The organism is Streptomyces sp. NPDC020917, from assembly GCF_044333795.1.
Lineage (GTDB): Bacteria > Actinomycetota > Actinomycetes > Streptomycetales > Streptomycetaceae > Actinacidiphila.
On the sequence record NZ_JBIRRR010000029.1, the window covers coordinates 40846 to 65368 of the forward strand.

The following is a 24523-nucleotide window of genomic DNA, read 5'->3' on the forward strand; positions in this document are numbered from 1 at the left end:
CACAAGCCGCGTACCGGGCGGTCAAGGGAATACCGGCGTACCCACTACCATTGAAGATCTCGCCGGGCAAGACCATTCGGGAAGGTGTCATGTCGCTGAACGCCGACGGAGTAGCCGAGAAGTTCGCCACCCTCGGACTGACCTACGACGATGTGCTGCTCCTGCCGGGGGCGTCCGAGGTGCTGCCCAACGAGGTGGACACCTCCTCGCTCATCTCCCGCAACGTCCGGGTGAACATCCCGCTGCTGTCGGCGGCGATGGACAAGGTCACCGAGGCCAGGATGGCCATCGCGATGGCCCGCCAGGGCGGCGTCGGCGTGCTGCACCGCAACCTGTCGGTCGAGGACCAGGTCAGCCAGGTCGACCTGGTCAAGCGCTCCGAGTCCGGCATGGTCACCGACCCGATCACGGTCCGCCCGGACGCCACGCTCGCCGACGCCGACGCGCTGTGCGCCCGGTTCCGGATCAGCGGCGTGCCGGTCACCGACGAGACCGGCCGGCTGCTCGGCATCGTCACCAACCGCGACATGGCCTTCGAGAGCGACCGCGCCCGCCAGGTCCGCGAGGTCATGACGCCGATGCCGCTGGTCACCGGCAAGGTCGGGATCTCCGGCGTGGACGCGATGGGGCTGCTGCGCAAGCACAAGATCGAGAAGCTCCCGCTGGTCGACGACGAGGGCCGGCTGCGCGGGCTGATCACCGTCAAGGACTTCGTGAAGGCCGAGCAGTACCCGCACGCGGCGAAGGACGCGGAGGGCCGGCTGCTGGTCGGCGCGGCCGTCGGCGCGAGCCCCGAGGCGCTGGACCGCGCCCAGGCGCTGGTCGGCGCGGGCGTGGACTTCCTGGTCGTCGACACCTCGCACGGCCACAACAGCAACGCGCTCAACTGGATGGCGAAGATCAAGTCCAACGTCCCGGTGGACGTCGTCGGCGGCAACGTCGCGACCCGTGACGGCGCGCAGGCGCTGATCGACGCGGGCGTGGACGGCGTGAAGGTGGGCGTCGGCCCCGGCTCGATCTGCACCACCCGGGTGGTCGCCGGCATCGGCGTGCCGCAGGTCACCGCGATCTACGAGGCCGCGCAGGCGTGCCTGGACGCCGGGGTGCCGGTGATCGGCGACGGCGGCCTGCAGTACAGCGGCGACATCGGCAAGGCGCTGGCCGCGGGCGCGAGCAGCGTCATGCTGGGCAGCCTGCTGGCCGGCTGCGAGGAGTCCCCGGGCGAGCTGCTCTTCATCAACGGCAAGCAGTTCAAGTCCTACCGCGGCATGGGCTCGCTCGGCGCGATGCAGTCGCGCGGGCAGGGCCGCTCGTACTCCAAGGACCGCTACTTCCAGGCCGAGGTCTCCTCCGACGACAAGCTCGTCCCGGAGGGCGTCGAGGGCCAGGTGCCTTATCGCGGCCCGCTGTCGGCGGTGCTGCACCAGCTCGTGGGCGGCCTGCGCCAGACCATGGGCTACGTCGGCGCGGCGACGGTCGCGGAGATGGAGAGCAAGGGGCGGTTCGTCCGCATCACGGCCGCGGGACTCAAGGAGTCCCACCCCCACGACATCCAGCTCACGGTCGAGGCGCCCAACTACCACGGCTGAGGCTTCGCCTCGGAATAGCCCCACCCCGTGAACATGGCACCGTCCACCCTCCGCGGGCAGCGTTCACCCGTTCAACGGGTGTGCGGCACCTCCCAGGCGCAGCACTGGGGGACCCCGCGCCCCTGGAATGGTGAACGCAGCCCGCTTGAGGGCTGGGCGCGGCTCGGGGAGGGGGCGTGCGGGATACTGAGGGCGGAGCCAGGAAAAGAGAGGCGCACGACGTGACTGAGATCGAGATCGGCCGGGGCAAGCGAGGCCGCAGGGCATACGCATTCGACGACATCGCCGTGGTGCCGAGCCGGCGGACCCGGGACCCCAAGGAGGTCTCGATCGCCTGGCAGATCGACGCCTACCGCTTCGAGCTGCCGTTCCTCGCCGCCCCCATGGACTCGGTCGTCTCGCCGGAGACGGCGATCCGGATCGGCCACCTCGGCGGCCTGGGCGTACTGAACCTCGAGGGCCTGTGGACCCGCTACGAGGACCCCGAGTCGCTGCTCGCCGAGATCGCCGAGCTGGACGACCACCGCGCCACCGCCCGGCTGCAGGAGATCTACCAGCAGCCGATCCGCGAGGAGCTGATCGGCCAGCGCATCAAGGAGGTCCGCGAGGCCGGTGTCGTCACCGCCGCCGCGCTCTCCCCGCAGCGCACCGCGCAGTTCTCCAAGGCCGTGGTGGACGCGGGCGTCGACATCTTCGTGATCCGCGGGACCACCGTCTCCGCCGAGCACGTCTCCGGCTCGCACGAGCCGCTGAACCTCAAGCAGTTCATCTACGAGCTGGACGTGCCGGTGATCGTGGGCGGCTGCGCCACCTACACCGCGGCGCTGCACCTGATGCGGACCGGCGCGGCCGGCGTGCTCGTCGGATTCGGCGGCGGCGCCGCGCACACCACCCGCAGCGTGCTGGGCATCCAGGTGCCGATGGCCACCGCGGTGGCCGACGTGGCCGCGGCCCGCCGCGACTACATGGACGAGTCCGGCGGCCGCTACGTGCACGTCATCGCCGACGGCGGTTTCGGCGCCAGCGGCGACCTGCCGAAGGCGGTCGCCTGCGGTGCGGACGCGGTGATGATGGGCTCGCCGCTGGCCCGGGCGACCGACGCCCCCGGCCGCGGCTTCCACTGGGGCATGGAGGCGGTCAACCCCGAACTGCCGCGCGGCAAGCGGATGAACCTGGGCACCACGGGCACCACCGAGGAGATCCTGCTCGGCCCGTCCCACGCGCCCGACGGTTCGATGAACTTCTTCGGCGCCCTGCGCCGGTCGATGGCCACCACCGGCTACTCGGACCTGAAGGAGTTCCAGCGCGTCGAGGTGACCGTCTCGCCGACCCACCACCGCTGACCGGGACCACCTCCCGCACACGGACGAGGGGCCCGTACCGCAACCGCGGTACGGGCCCCTCGCGCGTGGTCGCGGGCGGGCGGCGGATCAGTTCTCGCCGAACCGCTTCGCCAGGCCGAACGCGGCCAGACCGCCGAAGAGCAGGAACAGCACGCGCTTGAAGTCGAAGTCGTGCTTCCAGGTCTTCCACAGGTCGCCGAAGTGGTGGAAGAGGATGTCGGTCGTCGACAGTTCACCGCCGTGGCTGGAGACGTAGTGGCTGATGATCAGCGCGTCGCCGAACAGCTCGCCGAGGATGATCGCGGCGAGCGCGAACACGATGGCCGCGACGGGCAGCAGCGGGTTGCGCCCGCCGACCTTGCCGACGACCAGGCCGACCAGGACGCCGACCGCGATGGCGATGAGCCGGAACTCGTAGAAGGTGCCGTCGTTCTTGGACATCAGGCGCAGCACGCCGCCGTAGGCGAGGGCCATCACCAGGGTCGCGGCGACGCCCACGAGCAGGCCGAGCGCCATGTTGTCGGGACGCTGGGGCGCCACGGGCGCCGGCGGCGGGTAGGCGCCGCCGTTGAAACCGGGCTGCGGCGGGGCGCCGTAGGGGGCCTGCGGCGAACCGTACGGATTCTGGCCGGGCGCAGGCTGCTGCGGCGGCGGGAAGTTGGCGCTCATGAAGGGTTCCCCCGGGACGTGTAGCGGAATCGCACGAGCTTGCGGCGTGCGAGAGTGACGCCGAAATCTAGCAGGGCAAGACGACATTGGGACAAGATGATTCATCCGGTCGTTACAGGACCACTACACCGCGTACCGGATGGCGACATGAGCCCCCGGGCTACAGCCGGGCGGCGGCGCCCGCCGGGGTCGCACCGCGGGTGTCCAGCAGCAACTGCGCCTTGACCGCCAGGCCCTGCAAGTCGTACGTGCGGTGGTGCTGGAGAAGCAGCGTCAGGTCCGCCTCGGCCGCGGCCTCCCACAGCGAGTCGGCGCGCGGCACCGGCCGGTCCAGCACCCGCCACTGCGGGACGTACGGGTCGTGGTAGCCGAGTTGGGCGCCCAGCTCGATCAGCCGGGCGCCGATCTCCCGGGCCGGCGCCCCCTCCTGGTCGGCCAGGTCCGCCTTGTAGGTCACCCCGAGCAGCAGCACGCGGGCGCCGCGCAGCGACTTGCCGTGCTCGTTGAGCAGGGTGGCGGCCCGCTGCACGACGTAGCGCGGCATCCGCCCGTTGACCTCCTGGGCCAGCTCGACCATCCGCAGCGGGTGGCCGGGCAGCCGGGACCGGCCGTCGGCCGCGGCGGTGGCGAACAGCGGTGCCGCGCCCGGGTCCAGGGCCGGCGCGTGCCCGCCGACGCCCGGGCCGGGGCGGAACGCCTGGAAGCCGAACGGCTTGGTCTCCGCGCAGCGGATGACGTCCCACACGTCGATGCCCAGGCCGTGGCAGAAGACCGCCATCTCGTTGGCGAAGGCGATGTTGACGTGCCGGTAGTTGGTCTCCAGCAACTTGACCGCCTCGGCCTCGCGCGGCCCGCGGGCCCGCACTACCCGCTCGGTGAGCCGGCCGTAGAACGCGGCCGCCGCCTCGGTGCACGCCGGCGTGCAACCGCCCACCACCTTGGGGGTGTTGGCGAGGTGGAAGGCGCGGTTGCCGGGATCGAGCCGGCTGGGGGAGTAGGCCAGGTGGAAGTCGCGGCCGGCTCGCAGCCCGTGCGCCTCCAGCAGCGGCCGCAGGAACTCCTCGGTGGTGCCCGGGTAGACGGCCGACTCCAGCACGACGGTGGTGTGCGGGCGCAGGTGCGCGGCCAGGGCGCGGGCCGCGGCGGCGACCGCGGTCAGGTCGGGGCTGCCGCCGTCGACGGCCTCGCAGAGCGGGGTGGGGGCGCAGATCACGGCCGTCCTGACCCGGCCCAGCACGGCGGGGTCGGCGCTGGCCCGGAACCCGCAGGCGAGCATCCGGCGCAGGTCGGCGGCGGCCAGGGCGCCCGGCGGGACGCGGCCGGCGTTGATGTCGGCGACCACCGCGGGATCGGGGTCGTAGCCGATGACGCCGACACCGGCGGCTGTGGCCGCCTGGGCGAGGGGGAGTCCGGTGTGGCCGAGTCCGAGCACAGCGAGGTCTGCGGGCATGGCTTCAGTCCTCCACGAATGGCCCCAGGAAGAGCGTTAAAACAGGCTAACCAGACAAATCACTGATATGACCAAGCGGCGCGCCGTGCGCCCCGCTGAACAACCGCCCCGGCCCCCTTGCGGGGACCAATGGTCGGCTTGCCTCCGGCCCTTTCAGTCGGTCTTCCTCCTCGCTCCCTCCGCGGACGGCCTCGTTCCTCGGCCGGCCACTGCGGGAGCTCGAGCGTCAGCCCTCCGGCTGGCCGGAGTGGTGGATCGCCGTCACTATCAAAAGGGCATCAGGAAACGTCGAGGAAGCGGCCCGCTGCCGGTCGCGCAGTCACGGAGGCGCGGATGCGTACGTCAACTCTCGGCCCGTCCGACCGGTCGGAAGCGCTCGCCCGGATGGCCGAGCAGGAGCTGGACGTCCTGGTCGTGGGCGGCGGTGTGGTGGGCGCGGGTACCGCGCTCGACGCCGCCACCCGGGGCCTGTCGACCGGCCTGGTCGAGGCCCGGGACTGGGCCTCCGGCACGTCCAGCAGGTCGAGCAAGCTCATCCACGGCGGCCTGCGCTACCTGGAGATGCTGGACTTCGCGCTGGTCCGCGAGGCGCTCAAGGAGCGCGGCCTGCTGCTGGAGAAGCTCGCCCCGCACCTGGTGCGGCCGGTGCCGTTCCTGTACCCGCTGCAGCACCGCGGGTGGGAGCGGCTGTACGCCGGATCCGGTGTCGCCCTGTACGACACCATGTCGGTCTCCTCCGGGCACGGCCGCGGCCTGCCCATGCACCGCCACCTGAGCCGCAAGCACGCCCTGCGGGTCGCGCCCGCCCTGCGCAAGGACGCCCTCGTCGGCGCTCTCCAGTACTACGACGCCCAGATGGACGACGCCCGTTTCGTCGTCACCCTGGTGCGCACCGCCGCCACCTACGGCGCGCAGGTCGCCAACGGCGCCAAGGTCGTCGCGTTCCTGCGCGAGGGCGAGCGGGTGGTCGGCGCCCGCGTCCAGGACGTGGAGGCCGGCGGCGAGTACGAGGTCAGGGCCCGTCAGGTGGTCAACGCCACCGGCGTGTGGACCGACGACACCCAGGGACTCATCGGCGAGCGCGGCCAGTTCCACGTGCGCGCCTCCAAGGGCGTCCACCTGGTGGTGCCCAAGGACCGCATCCACTCCACCACCGGGCTGATCCTGCGCACCGAGAAGAGCGTGCTGTTCGTCATCCCCTGGGGCCGGCACTGGATCGTCGGCACCACCGACACCGACTGGGACCTGGACAAGGCCCACCCGGCGGCGTCCAGCGCCGACATCGACTACGTGCTCGAACACGTCAACTCGGTCCTGGCCACCCCGCTCACCAGGGACGACGTCCAGGGCGTGTACGCCGGGCTGCGGCCACTGCTGGCCGGGGAGTCCGACGCGACGAGCAAGCTGTCGCGCGAGCACACCGTCGCCCACCCCGTCCCCGGCCTGGTGGTGGTGGCCGGCGGCAAGTACACGACCTACCGCGTGATGGCCAAGGACGCCGTCGACGAGGCCGTGCACGGGCTCAACCAGCGCGTCGCGCCCTGCTGCACCGAGGAGGTCCCGCTGGTCGGCGCCGACGGCTACCAGGCGCTGTGGAACGCCCGCGCCCGCACCGCCGCCCGCACCGGCGTGCACGTGGCCCGGGTGGAGCATCTGCTGAACCGGTACGGCTCGCTGTCCGAGGACGTGCTCGGCCTGGTCGCCGACGACCCCTCGCTCGGCTCCCCGCTCACCGGCGCCGACGACTACCTGCGGGCCGAGATCGTCTACGCCGCGATGGCGGAGGGGGCCCGCCACCTGGAGGACGCGCTGACCCGCAGGACCCGTATCTCGATCGAGACCTTCGACCGCGGAACCCGTACCGCCCGCGAGGCCGCGGAGTTGATGGCACCGGTCCTGGGCTGGGATCAGGCGCAGATCGACCGCGAGGTGGAGTACTACGACAAGCGCGTCGAGGCGGAGCGCGAGTCCCAACTCCAGCCCGACGACCAGACCGCGGATGCCGCGCGGCTCGGCGCGCCGGATATCGTTCCTCTCTAGGCGGATTGCCTGGGCGCGGAAACACGCACGCGCGATCGGGGGAGCAGGCGGAGGAGCGGGATGGTCGGGCAGGTCGACGAGGGACGCTTGGTGGCGGGCCGCTACCGGCTGCTGGAGCGGATAGGCCGCGGCGGTATGGGTACCGTCTGGCGCGCCGAGGACGAACTCCTGGGCAGACAGGTCGCGGTGAAGAAGCTGCACCCGCCGCAGCCCCACATGGACGAGGAAGAACTCGCCACCCTCTTCGAGCGCACCCGCCGCGAAGCCCGTGCCGCCGCGCGCATCAGCCACCCCAACGTGATCGTCGTGCACGACGTGGTCGACGACGCCGGACTGCCGTCCATCGTCATGGAGTACGTCCCGTCCCTCACCCTCGGCGAGGTGCTCAAGCAGCACGGTCCGCTGCCGGTCGAGGAGGTCGCCCGGATCGGCCGCGGCATGGTCGCCGCGCTGCGCGCCGCCCACGGCGCCGGGGTCCTGCACCGCGACGTCAAGCCCGGCAACGTGCTGCTCGGCGGCGTCGACGGCCGCACCTACGAGGCGGTCGGCGGTCTCGGGCAGGGCCGGATCGTCCTCACCGACTTCGGCATCGCCCAGGCGTCCGGCACCTCCACCCTGACCCGGACGGGCGAACTCATCGGGTCCATCGACTTCCTGTCCCCCGAGCGGATCCGCGGCACCGTGCCCGGCCCCGAGGCCGACCTGTGGGCGCTGGGCGCCACGCTCTACCAGGCCATCGAGGGCAACTCGCCGTTCCGCCGGCCCACCGCGATCGAGACCGCGTACGCGATCGCCGAGGATCCCGTGCTGCCGGCGCCCAACGCGGGCGGGCTCACCCAGGTCATCGCCGGCCTGCTGGCCAAGGAACCGGCGGAGCGGCTGTCCGCGGAGGACACCGAGCGGATGCTGCGCATGCCGGCCGCCGAGGAGGACACCGCGGTCGTCGGGCGCTTCACCACCCGAACTGCCGACCAGGAGGCGCCGACCGCCGTCGTCCCGCACGGGCACGGCCCCGTGCCGCCGTCCGCGTACGGCACCGGCAGCGGGCAGTCGCCCTACGGCACCGGCGGGCAGCCGTCGTACGGTGCGACGGGCGGTCAGCCTCCGTACGGCACCGGTGGGCAGCCGTCGTACGGCGGCTCCACGGGCGGGCAGCCGTCCTACGGCGGGACGGGCGGTCAGCCGCCGTACGACACCGGGAGCGGGCAGCAGACGCCGCCGCGCCGCCGCAAGCGCCGGGTGGCACCGTGGATCGCGGGCGCAATTGTCGTGGTGCTGCTGGCGGCCGGTACGGCCTTCGCGGTGCAGCGGCTGCGGAACGACAACGCGGCGGACCCGACCCCCGCCCCGACCACCTCGGCCCCGGCGCCCACCTCGACCGGGCCCGCGCCCACCACGCCCACGACCACGGCGCCGCAGACCACCCCGCCGCCGCCCGTGCCGGACGGCTACCACCTGGTGGACATGCCCGAGCGCGGCTACTCGGTGCCGGTGCCCGACGGCTGGACCCGCAAGGTCACCCACGGCGGCGACCAGGTGGACTACGTCGATCCGACCGGCCGGGTCGATCTGAAGATCAGCGCGCTGGACTTCGCCAGCACCAGCCCGCTGAACCACTTCACGAACCTGGAGCCGGCGACGCGCGACAGTGTCGGACCCACCTACCACCGCGAACGCCTCGACCCCACCACGCAGTTCGGGGAGCCCGCGGCCATCTGGGAGTTCACCTTCGAGGGATCGGTGCGCAAGTACCACGCGATCGATCTCGGCTTCGGCAAACCCGGCGGAACCGAGTACGCGATCTACGTGTCGGGCCCCGACGCGAAGTGGCAGGACTACCGCGAGATCTTCGACACGGCCGTCGCCGGATTCCGGGTCTCCGCCGGATAGGTGGAGTTCGCCCGGAAGGCCGGGTTCGCATCCCCGTCCCCGCGTCGGGGATGATGGGTACTCACACCGCACGACCAGGATCCGGGAACCGCAGGCACAGCGCCATCACACGACCGACACGAACGCCGTCCGACGACCAGCCCCCACGACGATCCCGATCCCGATCCCGACTCCGATCCGCCTCGACTCCGACTCCGACCGTTTCGACCACCACGACGAACGCCTGAACTGATGCCGGCACAGCAGAGGGAAGCCATGACCGACGCCGAACGCACCGACGGACGCGTACTCGCCGGCCGGTACCGCCTCGGCGACATGCTCGGCAAGGGCGGCATGGGCACCGTCTGGCGGGCTGTCGACGAGACGCTCGGCCGCAGCGTGGCCGTGAAGGAACTGCGGTTCCCCGGCAACGTGGACGAGGACGAGAAGCGCCGCCTGGTGACCCGCACCCTGCGCGAGGCCAAGGCGACCGCGCGGATCCGCAACACCGGCGCGATCACCGTCTTCGACGTGGTCAAGGAGGACGACCGGCCCTGGATCGTGATGGAGCTGGTCGAGGGCCGCTCGCTGGCCGACGTCATCCGCGAGGACGGCCCGCTCACCCCGCGGCGCGCGGCCGAGGTCGGCCTGGTCGTGCTGGACGTGCTCAGGGCCGCGCACGCCGAGGGCATCCTGCACCGCGACGTCAAACCGTCCAACGTGCTGATCGCGGACGCCGGTTCGTCCGCCGCGGACGGTGCGCTCGGCCGCGTGGTGCTCAGCGACTTCGGTATCGCGCAGATCGACGGCGACCCGTCGGTCACGTCCACCGGCATGCTCGTCGGCGCCCCCTCCTACATCTCGCCGGAGCGCGCCCGCGGCCAGAAGCCCGGCCCGCCCGCCGACCTGTGGTCGCTGGGCGCCCTGCTCTACGCCGCCGTCGAGGGCCGCCCGCCCTACGACAAGGGCTCCGCGATCGCCACGCTCACCGCGGTGATGACCGAGCCGGTCGGCCCGATGGCCAACGCGGGACCGCTCGCCGACGCCATCACCGGCCTGCTGGCCAAGGACCCGGCGCAGCGCCTCGACGAGCCCGCCGCCCGCGCCCTGCTCACCCAGGTCGCCGGCATGCCCGACCGCCCGGCCGCGCCGCCCGCGGCGTCCGCGAACGCGCAGACCGCCGTGCTCGCCGTCGACCCGCCCGCGACGCCCTCGGCGTCGGACGAGCCGGCGGACGCGCCCCCGTCGGACGGCCGCACCTCCGTCATGCCCGCGGACAAGCCGCCGGCCCCCCGCACCTCGCCCGAGGAGCAGGCCCGGATGCGCGAGGCGCTGCGCTCGGTGCGCAAGGCCGCGGCGAAGCCCAAGCCCGCGCCGGAACCGGGCACCCCCGCGGGCGCCCGGCGTCCGGCCTCGTCCTCCCTCACCGACGTGGTGCCGCGCCGCACCATGGTGATCGCCGCCGTGGTGCTCGCCATGGCCCTGCTGGGCACGGTGATAGGGATCGTGCTCGCCAACTCCGGTGGCGGCAGCGGCGGTTCCGGCGACACCAAGAACGGCTCCACCGGCGGCGCCACCACCGCGCCCACGACCGGCCACGGCAAGAACGGGAAGGGCGGGGAGGACGGCCAAGGGGACAACACCGACACCGGCAACTCCCCGGCGTCGTCCAAGCCCTCCACCGGCGCGTCCGCACCGGCGAGTTCGGGCCCCGGCACGGTGCCGGCGGGATGGCACAAGGTGACCAACAAGCAGGCGCACTTCTCCATCGCCCTGCCGGCCGGATGGCACCTGATCACTACCCAGGAGGCTGGGCGGGGCGCCGTCTACGGCCCGGGCAGCGGCTATCCGCAGGTGCTCGTCGACTTCACCCCCACCCCGGGCAATGACGCGGCGGCGGACTGGCGCAAGAGCGACCGTAACGTGGGGCCCACGATCCCCGGCTACCACCTGGTCGACATCAACGGGAACGTGCCGTACCGCGGCTACCGCACCGTCGCCGACTGGGACTTCCTGCGGAACAGCAGCAGCGGGCAGCGGGTCCACGTGAAGAACCGCGGGTTCGTCGTGGACGACCAGCACGGCTACGCGATCATGATCTCGCTGCCGGTGAGCCAGTGGGACACCCCGCAGGGAGCGGCACTTCGCGAGGGCTTCTTCACCTCGTTCAAGTCGACGGACTGACCACCGGCGGCCGGAGCACGTATCGTGAGGAGGCGTGGACCGTCCGCATCCGTAAGTGTCCGGATCGGATCGGTTCAGGCGGGAGAACGACCGGGCCGAAGGGGGGCACCGTGGACGACTACGCAGGGCGCGTGCTCGCCGACCGCTACCGGCTGCCCAGGCCCCCCGCCGACGAGTTCGAACTCGTCGAGACCCGCGCCTTCGACACGTACAGCGGCCAGGAGGTGCTGGTCCACCAGGTGCTGCTGCCGGAGGTCGTGACCGCCGAACTGGCGGACGGCGAAGGCGGGTTCGACCACCCGGAGACGCTGGGGGAGAGCGCGCGGCGCGCCCTGGACGCCGCACGGGCGGCCGCCGCCGTGCCCGACCACCCGCGCATGGTGCAGGTCTTCGACATCTTCGTCGAGGACGGCAGCCTGTGGATCGCCAGCGAGTTGGTGCCCGCGCGCCCGCTGGCCGCGTTACTCGCGGAGCGCCCGATGGACGCGTTCCGCGCGGCCGAGGTGGCCGCCGACGTGCTGACCGCGCTGCGTGCCCTGCACGCCTACGGCTGGACGCACCGCAACGTCACCGCCAGCACCGTGCTGGTACTCGACGACGGGCGGGCGATGCTCACCGGCCTCGCGGCCGGCGCCGCGCAGGAGGCGCTGTGCGGGTACGACCCGGTGCCCGAGGAGGTGCTCGCCGGGCACGGCGGCTCCGGGGCGGGCGACGACGGCACGGAAGCCGAGGGCGGCGGCGAACAGCCGTGGCACGGACCGCAGTCGGCGCTGGAGCAGGAGCGGGCCCGGCAGAACCGGATCACCGTCGTCGGGGCCGTCACCGAGCGCTGGTCGCCCGAGCAGGCCCACGAGGTGCACGAGAACTGGCGGTTGTCGCCGCCGGTCGGCCCGGCCGCCGACCTGTGGGCGCTCGGCGCGCTGCTGTTCCGCAGCGTCCAGGGGCATCCGCCGTTCCCTGAGGAAAACGCCGCGGAACTGGTCCAGTTGGTGTGTGCGGAGCCGCCCGCCTTCGCCGAGGACTGCGGCCCGCTGCGGCCGGTCGTCGAGTCCCTGCTCCGGCCCGACCCCGAAGAGCGGCCCGAGGCCGAGGAGTTGGGTGGCTGGCTGCGCTCCCTGGTCCGCGCCGCGCCCGAGCCCGACGTCGGCGTGAGCACCGTGCAGGTGCCGACCGATCCGGCGCGGCTGCCGGTCAAGCGGCGCCGCGGCGAACTCGTCCGCCGCAGGCGCAGGGCGGCGGCCGCCGCGGCCGACGCCGGGATGCAGCACCGCAGGCACGCGCGCGGCAAGCAGGCGCGTCCGGCGAAGGCCAGCAAGTCCGCCAAGCCGGCGAAGCTGCCCCGGCAGACGCGGTCGGGGTCGGCGGAGCTGGCCCCCGCGAAGACCGCCCGGATCCCGCGCCAGGCCGCGAACGAGCGCAACGAACTGCGGCAGGAGCAGCTCTACCACCGCGAGCAGGTGGTCTCCCGACGGCCGGCCCGCGGCGAGGGGGGACCGCGCCGCCTGGGCGCCCGGCTGCTCATCGGCATCCTCGTCCTGCTGATCGCCGTGGTGCTCTACGCGCTGCTGGGCATGCCGCACCGGAACGCCTCCGACAACGGCGCCGGCGGGACGCGCACCGTGCCGGCCGCGATGTCCGGCGGCGGGGGCGACGACGGCCACTCCACGAAGCCCGCGACCAGCGCCCCGGCGACGCACCCGGCCACCCGGCCCGCGACCCACGCGCCGACGTCCGCGCCCGTGACCGCGCCCCCCGATCTGGGCAGCGACTTCGCGCTGCGCACCGATCCCGCGGGCTTCACCGTCGCGGTCCACACCGGCTGGGCGCGCTCCGGCGAGAACGGCCGCCACCAGGTCCGCTACACCGGCAGCGACCTCGAACTCCTCGTCGTCCCTGGCCGGGACAAGGCGACCGGCGACAGCCAGGACCCGCTGGCCTACCAGCTGATCGAGCCGGAGCTCGCCGACTTCCGCTCGTCGGCCTGGTCCTCGGCTTCCAGCTTGCAGGCCCTCACCGTCCGCGGCCACGACGCCGCCGAGGGCGAGTACACCTGGCGTGATGCCAACGACCGCACCGTCTACGCCCGCAACCTGGCCGTCCAGATCGGCGGCCGCTACCACGTCATCCTGATCACCGGCCCCGACAGCGAACGCGCTGCCGTCCAGCGCGCCTTCGACAAGGCGGTCGAGACCTACACCGCCGGTTGATTCAGTTCCCGTGGGGGCTGCGTGTTGCCGTCTGCGCGCCCCCGGCGTCCGGGGTGCCCCCGGGTGTGCTCTGCCGCCTGCCGCGCCGTCGTGGCTTGTCGCGCAGTTCCCCGCGCCCCTGGCGGTGCACGTTCGGTGGGTGGGGTCGGGGCCGCCACGGGAGTGTCTCCTCGGAACTGTGCGTGCGGGTCCTTTCGCGAAGTGGGCCGGGAGGATGCACAGTTCCTGCGGGGACACTCCCGCACCGTCCCCTCCCAGCCCGTCCCCCGTCTGCGGGAGGAATGGGGACGGGGGTCACCCCCGCAGGGGCGCGGGGAACTGCGCGACCAGCCACAGCGGCGCGGCACCCGGCAACGCACCCCCGGGGGCACCCCCGACCCCCGCCCCGGAGGGGCGATGCTCCAGGAGTGCGGGGAACTCCGCGACCAGCCACGATGCACGTCGCAGACGGGAACGCACCCCCGGGGGCACCCCGGTTGCCGCAGGGGCGCGGGGAACTGCGCGACCAGCCACAGCGGCGCGGCAGACGGCAATCCACCCCCGGGGGCACCCCGGAGTCCCGCCCCGGAGGGGCGATGCCCCGGGAGTGCGGGGAACTCCGCGCCCAGCCTGAAGAGGTCGCCGAGGCCCACCACGCCCATCGGGGCCTGTCCTCCGTGGATGTCCTCGGCTAGACCGAGCGGCGCCCGGGTGCCCTCCCGGCGAACACGCCCCGGGCGTGGGGGGATTGTGGGAGCGGGGCGGTGGCCCGCCGGGGGTGGGGCATGATGGGCCCCATGGCAAGTGACGGGGGACGGGTCACGGCGGCGCAGGAGCCGCGGGATGTCGTGGCCGGGCGCTACCGCATCACCGGGCGCCTGGGCCGCGGCGGCATGGGCACGGTGTGGCGGGCCAACGACGAGCTGCTGCGGCGCCCGGTCGCGGTGAAGGAACTCCACCTGTCCGACGCCGGGTTGGACGAGGTCGAGTCGGACCGGCAGCGTGACCGTGCGCTGCGCGAGGCACGCAGCGTGGCCAGGATCCGCCACCCGCACGTCGTGGTCGTGCACGACGTCGTGGAGCAGGACGGCCGGCCGTGGATCGTGATGGAACTGGTCGACGGCCGCTCGCTGGCCGACGTGCTGCGCGAGGACGGCCCGCTGGCGCCGCGCGAGGCGGCCAGGATCTGCGGCGCCGTCGCCGGCGCGCTGCTCGCCGCCCACCAGCACGGCATCCAGCACCGCGACGTGAAGCCGGCGAACGTGCTGATCGAGCGGAACGGCGGCCGGGTCGTGCTGACCGACTTCGGCATCGCCCGGATCCCCGGCAGCGCCACCATCAGCGACACCGGGTCCTTCGTCGGCTCGCCGGAGTACACCGCGCCGGAGCGGATGGCGGGGCGCGGCGCGGGCCCGGAGTCGGACCTGTGGTCACTGGGCGCGCTGCTGTGCGCGGCGGTGGACGGCCAGTCCCCGTTCCACCGCGAGTCGATCGCCGAGGTGGTGCACGCCGTGGCGATCGACGACATCACGCCGCCGAGCACCGTCGGCCCGCTGCTGCCGGTGGTCAAGGGGCTGCTGGACCGGGACCCGGCCCGCCGGATGGCCGCCGCCGAGGTGCGGACGGTGCTGATGGCGTACGCCGAGACGGGTGTCGAGCCGCCGACCCCGGAGGCGCCGACGCCCGCACTGCCGGTGGCCGAGCCGTCGCCGCAACCGGCCGCGCCCCGCAGGTCCCGCGGCCGGACCGCGGCCGTGCTGGCCGGTGCCGCGCTGATCGCCGTGGTCGCCGGTGCGACGGCCGCGCTGGTGGTCACCCGGGGCGACGGCGGCAGGCAGGCCGCGACCCCGCCGTCCACCCCGGCCGTGAGGAGCGCGACGACGGCGACCACCGCGCCTCCGACCCGGCCGCCCACCACCGCGCCCTCCTCGACCGCCCCGCCGCTGCCGACCGGCTTCCGCCAGGTCACCGATCAGCGCGGCTTCTCCGTGGCCCTGCCCGAGGGCTACCAGCGTGAGCCGACCGCGGCCCGGGTCTACTACTGGCTGGTCGACCACACGTTCCGGTTCGGCGAGCGCGAGCAGAAGCCCGACCCGCGCGGCGCGTACGCGGTGATGAGCGACCAGGACAAGGCGGCGACCAAGCCCGGCAGCCCCTACAAGGGGTACCGCGACGGCGTGATCACCAGGACCGTGATGCACGGCCAGGAGGCCGCGCTGTGGGAGTTCACCTACGACGGCTTCGGCGACGGCAAGGGCGCCCGCCGCACCCTGGACCTGTGCTGGGCGGAGCACGGCCGGATGTACGACATCTGGCTGTCGGCGCCGGTGGAGCAGACCGAGGCGGCCCGCAGCACCTTCGACACCATCCGGGCGAGCTTCACCGCTGGCGCCCGCCACTGACCCCGGAACCGACCCGGCCGCGGGCGCCCGCCACTGACGCCACGGCCGCAGGAGCCGCGGCTGACCTGCGGCTCGGTGTACCCCCGGTTACCCCGCTCCGACCTGCGGCGACCCCTATGGCGCCACCGTTCGCTGGCGTAGTTGCGCGAATCAAGGAAAAAGTGGCTACTGATGGGTATCCACAGGGCGCCGGTCAGTCGTAACCTCACCGGCATGACGGAATCGCCGGAGCCCAGCAGCAACCCGAGCAGCAGCGCCAGCGGCGGCCCGGGCGGCAGCGCCAGCAGCAGCCCCACCGACGGCAACCCGGCCGCGCCCACCACGGGCCGGGGCCCGCAGGACGTCGTCACGCCCGACCTCGTCGCCCGCCTGACCCGCGGCGTCGCCGGCTCGGGCAGAACCGCGAACCACACGCCGCTCACCGGCGAGAAGCTCGCCGACCTGCCGGAGGCCACGCCCGAGGACGTGGCCGAGGCGTTCGACCGCGCCCGGCTCGCCCAGCAGGCATGGGCGGCCACCCCGGCGCGCCGGCGCGCCGCGGTCCTGCTGCGCTTCCACGACCTGGTGCTCGCCCGGCAGGCCGAGGTCCTCGACCTCATCCAGCTGGAGACCGGCAAGGCCCGGCTGCACGCCCACGAGGAGGTGCAGGTGGTCGCGATGGCCGCCCGGCACTACGGCCTCAAGGCGCCGTCGTACCTGCGGCCCAAGCGGCACACCGGCGCCATCCCGGCCCTCACCAAGACCGTCGAACTGCGCCAGCCGCGCGGGGTGGTGGGCCAGATCGCGCCCTGGAACTACCCGCTGGAACTGTCCGTCGGCGACGCGCTGCCCGCCTTCGCGGCCGGCAACGCGGTGGTGATGAAGCCCGACACCGAGACCGCGCTGACCGCGCTGTGGGCGCGCGAGCAGCTGATCGAGGCCGGGCTGCCCGAGGGCGTCTGGCAGATCGTGATCGGGGACGGCCCGGTCGTCGGCCCGGCCGTCGTCGAGCACGCCGACTACGTGTCCTTCACCGGCTCCACCCGCACCGGCCGCGAGGTCGCCCAGCGCGCCGCGGCCCGCCTGGTCGGCGCCTCCCTCGAACTCGGCGGCAAGAACGCCCTGCTGGTGCTGCGCGACGCCGACCTGGACAAGGCCGCCGACGGCGCGGTGCGCGCCTGCTTCGCCTCCGCGGGACAGCTGTGCATCTCCGTCGAGCGGCTGTTCGTGGACGCGTCGGTCGCGGACGCCTTCACCGAGAAGTTCGTCGAGCGGACCCGGGCCATCCGCCTGGGCACCGCGCTGGCCTTCGGCGCCGGCATGGGCTCGCTGGTCGGCGAGCGCCAGCTGGCGACGGTCGCCCGGCACGTGGACGAGGCCCGCGAGAAGGGCGCCCGCGTGCTGGCCGGCGGCCGCCCCCGCCCGGACCTGGGACCGTACGTCTACGAGCCGACGATCCTCGACGGCGTCGAGCCGCCGATGGCGGTGTGCACCGAGGAGACCTTCGGCCCCGTCGTCTCGATCTACCGCTTCCGCGACGAGGAGGAGGCGGTCGAGCGCGCCAACGCCACCGACTACGGCCTCAACTCCAGCGTCTGGAGCCGCGACACGCGCCGCGCCGGCCGGATCGCCGCCCGGCTGCGCTCGGGCACCGTCAACGTCAACGAGGCGTACGCGTCGGCGTACGGCAGCGTGCGCGCCCCGATGGGCGGCATGAAGGACTCCGGTCTCGGCCGCAGGCACGGCTCGGAGGGCATCCTGAAGTACACCGAGGCGCAGACCATCGCGACCCAGCGGGTGCTGCCCATGGGCCCGGCGTTCGGCATGGACGACGAGAAGTACGCCGCGTTCCTGAGCCGTTCGCTGCGGCTGATGAAGGCGCTGCGGATGCGATGACGGCGCTGCCGGCGCCGCCGGGGCGCTGACCCGCCGGCCGCGGCACCCCACCGCCCCGGCCCCCCCGACCGCCGCGCGGCGCGGCTCCCCCGTCGCCGCGCGGCTCCCCTCCCCGAAGCGCTGCGGCCCCGCACCACCGCCGGCCCCGACAGCCCCGCCGGGCCCGCGCGTTGCGGCACTCCGGCGCTCCCCGTCCCCCACCTCTCCCGGAGGAACCCGTGACTCAGGAAGACGGTTACGACTACGACGTGGTCGTCATCGGCTCCGGCTTCGGCGGCTCGGTCTCGGCGCTGCGGCTGACCGAGAAGGGCTACCGGGTCGGCGTGCTGGAGGCCGGCCGCCGCTTCGCCCGCGACGAACTGCCCAAGAACTCCTGGGACTTGCGCAACTACCTGTGGGCGCCCGCGCTCGGCCTGTACGGCATCCAGCGCATCCACGTGCTCGGCAACGTCCTGGTGCTGGCCGGCGCCGGGGTCGGCGGCGGCTCGCTGAACTACGCCAACACCCTGTACGTGCCGCCCGCCGCGTTCTTCGAGGACCGCCAGTGGGGCCACATCACCGACTGGCAGCAGGAGTTGGCGCCGTACTACGACCAGGCGCAGCGCATGCTCGGGGTGCGGCTGAACCCGACGATGACCCCCTCCGACGTCCATCTCAAGGCCGCCGCGGAGAAGATGGGCGTCGGCGACACCTTCCACCTGGCGCCCGTCGGCGTCTTCTTCGGCGACGGCAAGGACGCGCGGGGCGACGCCGAGGTGCCGCCCGGCGACGAGACGCCCGACCCGTACTTCGGCGGCGCCGGGCCCTCCCGCCGGGCCTGCACCGAGTGCGGGGAGTGCATGACCGGCTGCCGGCACGGCGCGAAGAACACCCTCAACGAGAACTACCTGCACCTCGCCGAGCGGGCCGGCGCCGTCATCCACCCGATGACGACGGTGGTCGACCTCGCCGAGGACTCCGCGGGCGGCTACCGCGTCACCGCGGTGGCCACCGACCGCCGGAGGAAGGGCCCGCGCACGGTGCTGCGGGCCCGGCAGGTGGTCGTCGCGGCCGGCACCTACGGCACCCAGACGCTGCTGCACACCATGCGCGACACCGGACGGCTGCCCGCCGTCTCCGAGCGGCTCGGCGACCTCACCCGGACCAACTCCGAAGCGCTGGTGGGCGCGCAGACCTCACCGGGCCGCTACCGCAAGCGGCACCCGGACACCCCGCTGGACTTCACCCAGGGCGTGGCCATCACCTCCTCGGTGCACCCCAACGACCACACCCACATCGAGCCGGTCCGCTACGGGCGCGGCTCCAACTCGATGGGCTCGCTGTCGACGCTGGCCGCGCCGTACCGCGGCCGGGTGCCGCGCTGGCTGGAGTTCCTCGGCAACAACGTGCGGCACCCGGTGCTGGCCTGCCGCTCGCTGATCACCTACCGCTGGTCGGAGCGGACCATCATCGGCCTGGTCATGCAGACCAGCGACAACTCCCTGACCACGTACCGGAAGCCGAAGGGCCTGGGCAGGGGGCTGCTCACCGCCCGGCAGGGCCACGGCGCCCCCAACCCGACGCACATCCCCGAGGGCGCCGAGGCCGCCCGGCTGATCGCCGAGGAGATCGGCGGCTTCCCCGGCAGCAACATCGGCGAGGCCACCGAACGGCCGCTCACCGCGCACTTCCTGGGCGGCTGCCCGATCGGCGAGGACGCCGAGCACGGCGTCATCGACCCGTACCACCGGCTCTACGGCCACCCGGGGATCCACGTGGTGGACGGCGCCGCGGTCTCGGCGAACCTGGGCGTCAATCCGTCGCTGACGATCACCGCGCAGGCCGAGCGGGCGATGTCGCTGTGGCCGAACAAGGGGGAGGAGGACCCGCGTCCGGCCCAGGGCGAGCCTTACCGGCGGGTGGAGGCGGTGCCGCCGGCCACGCCCGCGGTGCCCGAGGACGCCTTCGGCGCGCTGCGGCTGCCGCTGCTCCCGGTGCCCGCGGTGCCGCCGAGGGCCGAGGGCCCGGGCGAGTCCGGCGGGACGGAGGAACGGGGCGAGTCCGGAACGTCCTGAACACACGGTAATGTGTCCCTCGCAGAGCGGCCGGTCCCAAGCGTCCCCGGGAGCCGACCGCCTGTTGAGTTCGTGACCGGGCTGCTGTCCCCTGCCGTCCGGTCACTGGCACCGACGCGAGGTCCCACAGCGGCCGCACGACTGCGGCCGCATCATCGCATCGGTCACATCCCGCCCAGCTGCGTCTGGGCGGTGCTATCCACGCGTGGTGTTGGGTGACCGCCCCTGGCTGGCACGGACACCACCTCCAACGAAACCGCGGAGCGGCGGTCACGTGCCGTTCGGGTGATGCCGCCCGAACGGGGACGCTCAGACCCGGCCGCGGCACAGTTCCAGCAGGGTCATGGCCACCGCGGTGCCCGGCTTGCCGAGCGCCCCGCCGTACGTGCGCAGAACCTCCAGCTCGCGCGACAGGTGCACGCGCCGGCCGCCCGAGCCGATCCGCGCGGCCTGGATCTCGCCGGACACGCTCATCCGCTCCTGGACCAGCGCGATGATCCGCTCGTCCAGCTCGTCGATGCGCTGCCGCCGCGCGGCGATGAGGGCGTCGGCGCCCCCCGGATCGGCTCCGGCGGCCCCGGCATCGGCGGTGGTGCTCGGGACGGCCGGGGGCGGGGGCGTGGGGTTCTGGGCCGCGGGGGACGGGGTGATCGGGATCATCGGGGTGATCGGGGTCTCGGTCATGGTCTGCTCCTCGGGGGCTCCGGCCCCGGGGCACGGCCCGCGGACGCGACAGGCGCCCCGGGCCGAGTGGCCCGGGGCGCCTGGAAAGTCGCTCGTCAGTAGCTCACGCAACGCGACCATGGCAGCCGGACCAGCCGGTGCCATAGGTAAACGCGAAGGTGCGCGGGTTCATACGAGCAGTATGGACCACCGTCCCCGCCCGCGCGCAAGCCGCCTGGTGAGCGGACCGGCGCGGGGGCCATCGGGCCGACGGTAGACTCGTCAGCAGGGCCGGCAGGCCCTCGACCCAGCAGAAACCGCCGGAAGGCCGCCCGTGGCATCAGCGACCCCAGCCGCCCCCGATCAGACCCCCGGGACCTCGGACACCACGTCGGACGTGGTCCTCGTCGTCGACTTCGGGGCCCAGTACGCCCAGCTCATCGCCCGCCGCGTCCGCGAGGCCCGGGTGTACAGCGAGATCGTGCCCTCGACCATGCCGGTCGCGGAGATGCTGGCGAAGAACCCGGCGGCGATCATCCTGTCCGGCGGACCCTCGTCGGTGTACGCCGAGGGCGCCCCGACGCTCGACCGCGCGATCTTCGAGGCCGGCGTCCCGGTCTTCGGCATGTGCTACGGCTTCCAGCTGATGGCCACCACGCTCGGCGGCACCGTCGACAACACCGGCGCCCGCGAGTACGGCCGCACCGCGCTGGCCGTCAGCAAGCCCGGCTCGACCCTCTTCGAGGGCACCCCGGCCGAGCAGTCGGTGTGGATGTCGCACGGCGACGCCTGCTCCGCCGCCCCCGAGGGCTTCACCGTCACCGCGTCCACCGACGTGGTGCCGGTCGCCGCGTTCGAGAACGACGCGCAGCGGCTGTACGGCGTCCAGTACCACCCCGAGGTGCTGCACTCCACGCACGGCCAGCAGATCCTGGAGCACTTCCTCTACCGCGGCGCCGGCATCGCGCCCTCCTGGACCACGACCAACGTCGTCGAGGAGCAGATCGCGCTGATCCGCGAGCAGGTCGGCACCCGCAGGGCGATCTGCGGCCTGTCCGGCGGCGTGGACTCCGCGGTGGCCGCCGCCCTGGTGCAGAAGGCCATCGGCGACCAGCTGACCTGCGTGTACGTCGACCACGGTCTGATGCGCAAGGGCGAGACCGAGCAGGTCGAGAAGGACTTCGTGGCGGCGACCGGCGTGCAGCTGAAGGTCGTGGACGCCTCCGAGCGGTTCCTGGCCGCGCTCGCCGGGGTGTCCGACCCCGAGGAGAAGCGCAAGGTCATCGGCCGGGAGTTCATCCGGGTCTTCGAGCAGGCGCAGGCCGAGATCATCGCCGAGGCCGGCGTGACCGGCGAGCCGGTGGAGTTCCTGGTGCAGGGCACCCTCTACCCGGACGTGGTGGAGTCCGGCGGCGGCAGCGGCACCGCCAACATCAAGTCCCACCACAACGTGGGCGGCCTCCCCGAGGACCTGCAGTTCCAGCTCGTCGAACCGCTGCGCAAGCTGTTCAAGGACGAGGTGCGGATGGTCGGCCAGGAGCTGGGCCTGCCCGAGGAGATCGTCCAGCGCCAGCCGTTCCCCGGCCCGGGGCTCGGCATCCGGATCGTCGGCGAGGTCACGAAGGAGCGGCTGGACCTGCTCCGCGAGGCCGACGCCATCGCCCGCGAGGAGCTGACCGCGGCCGGCCTGGACCGCGAGATCTGGCAGTGCCCGGTCGTGCTGCTGGCCGATGTCCGCAGCGTCGGCGTGCAGGGCGACGGCCGCACCTACGGCCACCCCGTGGTGCTGCGCCCGGTCTCGTCCGAGGACGCCATGACCGCCGACTGGTCGCGCCTGCCCTACGACGTCCTGGCCCGCATCTCCACCCGCATCACCAACGAGGTCGCGGACGTCAACCGCGTGGTGCTCGACGTCACCAGCAAGCCCCCGGGCACGATCGAGTGGGAATAAGAACGACACTTCCCGCGCGCTGAGTTGAGTCACAGCGCGCGGGTGTACGTATGGCTCTCGACGCATCCGTCCGAGAAGAGGTCCCGGAGAACCGTTCCTCCGCGGGCGCGGGCGGCGAGAGAGGTGGAAGAGATGCTGGAAACCTGGCGGAAGACCGCGCGTCGCTACTCCCTGCTGCCGTTGCGGATCTTCCTCGGCGTCACCTTCGTGTACGCCGGTCTGGACAAGCTCACCAGCAGCACCTTCTTCACCGACTCGGCCAACGGCTCCCTGGTGCAGACCCTGCACAGCACCCATGACCAGGCCGCCGTCCCCGCGTTGATCGATCTGGCGCTCAAGTCGCCGCACGGCTTCGGCTACGCCATCGCCTTCGGTGAGATCGCCGCCGGCCTGGGCACGCTCGCCGGCCTGCTGGGCCGGGTCGCGGCGACCGGCGGCGCGCTGATCTCGCTCAGCCTCTGGCTGACCGTCAGCTGGTCCACCACGCCCTACTACTACGGCAACGACCTGGCCTACCTGATGGCCTGGCTGCCGCTGGTGCTGGCCGGGGCGCCCTACCTGTCGCTGGACGCGCTGCTCACGAGGCGCCGTAGCGGGCAGGACCGGATCCCTCCGCAGCCCGCAGCCGGCGCGCGCGACGCGCGCGTACCAAGCGAACGGCCTGCGTGACGATGGCGGTGGCGGCCACCAGCAGCAGGCCGCCGCCCGCCAGCGGGATGCTCACCTGGGGGCGGGACAGGTCCCACACCCGCCCGGCGTCCAGCAGGAACGCCACCGTCAGCCCGATCAGCACCAGGCCCATCACCAGAGCCGCCGGCTCGAACCGATGCCGCCGCATCACCGCACCACCTTCACCTGGCCGACGCCCACGCTGACCTCGAGCCGGATCGTCCCGGACGACACTGTGCCCGGCAGCGCCGCGAACGTCCGCTCGCCGTGCTGCCCGTCGTGCACCTTCACCCCGTCGTTGACCGTGCCCGGCATCACCAGCTCGCCGAACCCGAGGTCGTAGTCCAGGTCCACGGTGGCGTTCCGCGGCAGCCGCAACTCGGCCTGCCCGGCGCCGATGTGCACCTTCGTGCTGACCGTCCGCCCGTCGAGCGCCACCCGCGTCAGGTCCAGGGTCGCGACGCCCGCGCCGCGCTGGTACATCGGCTGGACCGCGGACGCGGTCAGCGGCTGCCAGGTGGTGCGGCCGAAGCCCTGCCCGGTCTTCGGCAGCGCCGCCGTCCCGACCAGCGCGGCGATCGTCAGCACCGCGAAGAACGTGGTGCCGCCGCGGGCCCGGCCCGCGAAGGACGCGACCACGAACGCCACGCCCAGCACGCCGAGCGCGGACGCCAGGCCGATCTCGGCGGCGACCGCCGCCGGCTGGTACGGCCAGGCCACCCCGGCGCCCACGGCCAGCGCGGTCACCGTGAGAAGGAACACCACCAGGCCGAACAGCCAGGACGAGTGCTCCCGCCTGACCTGCCGCCGGCGCTCCCGCCAGGCCGCCTTGTCCTCCTCGCCGCGCGGGCCGTCGTCGGGCCCCCACAGATAGGCCGGCTCCTTGGTCAGCGGCTCCCGCCACCACGACGGCGCGGCCCCCGGCTCCGGCGGGGCCTGCACCGCCGGCGGCGCCTCGGGCACCGCCGCCGCCACCCGGGTCGCCCCGCCGGGACCGGCACCGGGCGCCGGCATCTCGCCGGCGGCCGCCATCCGGCGGCGCTGCTGCGACCAGTAGACCGCCGCGGCCGTCCCGGTCAGCAGCAGCAGCGAGAACGCCTGGTTGGCGCCGTTGCCGATCATCGACGCGTACAGGCCGCAGCCGACCAGCGCCATCAGCACCGCGGTCAGCGGCGCCCCCTCGATCCGCCCCGACAGCAGCCGGTGGGCCTCGCTCTCCTGCTCGCCCTCCTGCGGGATTACCAGCCAGCCCATGCCGTAGACGATCAGGCCGATGCCGCCGGTCAGCGAGAGCACGACCAGCACGACGCGGAAGATCACCGGGTCGACGCCGAAGTACGCGCCGGCGCCGTGGCACACGCCCGCGATCACCTTGTTGCGGTCGCGGCCGCGCCGCAGCCGCGGCTTCTGCCCGGCGTCACCGCCGTCACCGCCGTCCACGCCGTCAGCGGCGGCCGGGCTGCCGGCGGGATCCGCGTCGGGGCCCGGGGCGTCCGCGGCGCGCGCGGCGGCCGGGACGTCGGCGGGATCCGCGTCGGGGTCCGGGGCGTGCTGCCCCGGGGGCTGGTCCGTCATACGA

Annotated in this window: 16 protein-coding genes; 11 read left to right on the top strand and 5 right to left on the bottom strand. The window is 73.5% G+C overall.

What is annotated here, in order from left to right:
- The first annotated feature begins 89 nt into the window (after positions 1-89).
- Together guaB and ACH4TG_RS38160 are read left to right on the top strand one after the other, a co-directional pair.
- The gene (guaB, locus tag ACH4TG_RS38155) at positions 90-1589 is read left to right on the top strand and encodes an IMP dehydrogenase (protein ID WP_398247415.1); all 1500 of its coding nucleotides are present in this window, start codon (positions 90-92) and stop codon (positions 1587-1589) included.
- Between the two features lie 221 nt (positions 1590-1810).
- Positions 1811-2932 carry a GuaB3 family IMP dehydrogenase-related protein gene (locus tag ACH4TG_RS38160; RefSeq protein WP_398247417.1) on the top strand — a complete coding sequence of 374 codons (1122 nt, stop codon included), beginning with the start codon at positions 1811-1813 and terminating at the stop codon, positions 2930-2932.
- An 87-nt stretch (positions 2933-3019) separates the two neighbouring features.
- On the opposite strand, the gene ACH4TG_RS38165 is transcribed toward ACH4TG_RS38160, so the two are convergent.
- Positions 3020-3601, bottom strand: coding sequence for a hypothetical protein (locus ACH4TG_RS38165; RefSeq protein WP_398247419.1), 582 nt, complete (start codon positions 3599-3601; stop codon positions 3020-3022).
- Positions 3602-3761: 160 nt separating this feature from the next.
- Entirely contained in the window at positions 3762-5051 is a 1290-nt protein-coding gene (locus ACH4TG_RS38170) for a nucleotide sugar dehydrogenase (protein ID WP_398247421.1), read from the bottom strand.
- 333 nt (positions 5052-5384) lie between these two features.
- On the opposite strand from ACH4TG_RS38170, the gene ACH4TG_RS38175 reads away from it, so the two are divergent.
- From ACH4TG_RS38175 to ACH4TG_RS38205, 7 genes are all read left to right on the top strand, one after another.
- On the top strand, positions 5385-7091 hold the full coding sequence (locus ACH4TG_RS38175) for a glycerol-3-phosphate dehydrogenase/oxidase (protein WP_398247422.1): 1707 nt from the start codon (positions 5385-5387) through the stop codon (positions 7089-7091).
- Between the two features lie 60 nt (positions 7092-7151).
- The gene (locus ACH4TG_RS38180; protein ID WP_398247424.1) at positions 7152-8981 is read left to right on the top strand and encodes a protein kinase; all 1830 of its coding nucleotides are present in this window, start codon (positions 7152-7154) and stop codon (positions 8979-8981) included.
- 255 nt (positions 8982-9236) lie between these two features.
- Entirely contained in the window at positions 9237-11144 is a 1908-nt protein-coding gene (locus tag ACH4TG_RS38185; RefSeq protein ID WP_398247426.1) for a protein kinase, read from the top strand.
- Between the two features lie 110 nt (positions 11145-11254).
- Positions 11255-13351 (top strand): serine/threonine protein kinase, encoded by a 2097-nt coding sequence (locus ACH4TG_RS38190; protein ID WP_398247428.1) that lies wholly within the window; start codon positions 11255-11257, stop codon positions 13349-13351.
- A gap of 776 nt (positions 13352-14127) precedes the next feature.
- Positions 14128-15732: a serine/threonine-protein kinase gene (locus tag ACH4TG_RS38195; protein ID WP_398247430.1), complete on the top strand. Its 1605-nt coding sequence runs from the start codon at positions 14128-14130 to the stop codon at positions 15730-15732.
- A 213-nt stretch (positions 15733-15945) separates the two neighbouring features.
- Complete coding sequence (locus ACH4TG_RS38200; protein WP_398247432.1) at positions 15946-17607, top strand: succinic semialdehyde dehydrogenase; 1662 nt, start codon at positions 15946-15948, stop codon at positions 17605-17607.
- A 218-nt stretch (positions 17608-17825) separates the two neighbouring features.
- Positions 17826-19661, top strand: coding sequence for a GMC family oxidoreductase N-terminal domain-containing protein (locus ACH4TG_RS38205; RefSeq protein WP_398247433.1), 1836 nt, complete (start codon positions 17826-17828; stop codon positions 19659-19661).
- Positions 19662-19970: 309 nt separating this feature from the next.
- On the opposite strand, the gene ACH4TG_RS38210 is transcribed toward ACH4TG_RS38205, so the two are convergent.
- A complete protein-coding gene (locus ACH4TG_RS38210) occupies positions 19971-20345 on the bottom strand; it encodes a chorismate mutase (protein WP_398247435.1) in 375 nt (124 codons plus the stop codon).
- Between the two features lie 313 nt (positions 20346-20658).
- Between ACH4TG_RS38210 and guaA the strand changes: the two genes are divergently transcribed.
- Entirely contained in the window at positions 20659-22275 is a 1617-nt protein-coding gene (gene guaA, locus ACH4TG_RS38215) for a glutamine-hydrolyzing GMP synthase (RefSeq protein ID WP_398247437.1), read from the top strand.
- 132 nt (positions 22276-22407) lie between these two features.
- Entirely contained in the window at positions 22408-22944 is a 537-nt protein-coding gene (locus ACH4TG_RS38220) for a DoxX family protein (RefSeq protein ID WP_398247439.1), read from the top strand.
- Here the strand turns inward: ACH4TG_RS38220 and ACH4TG_RS38225 are convergent.
- On the bottom strand, positions 22853-23113 hold the full coding sequence (locus ACH4TG_RS38225) for a hypothetical protein (RefSeq protein ID WP_398247441.1): 261 nt from the start codon (positions 23111-23113) through the stop codon (positions 22853-22855). The two genes, ACH4TG_RS38220 and ACH4TG_RS38225, sit on opposite strands and share 92 nt — an antisense overlap.
- Positions 23113-24519, bottom strand: coding sequence for a PspC domain-containing protein (locus tag ACH4TG_RS38230; RefSeq protein WP_398247443.1), 1407 nt, complete (start codon positions 24517-24519; stop codon positions 23113-23115). Before ACH4TG_RS38230 ends, ACH4TG_RS38225 begins: the two co-directional genes overlap by 1 nt.
- Positions 24520-24523: the final 4 nt, after the last annotated feature.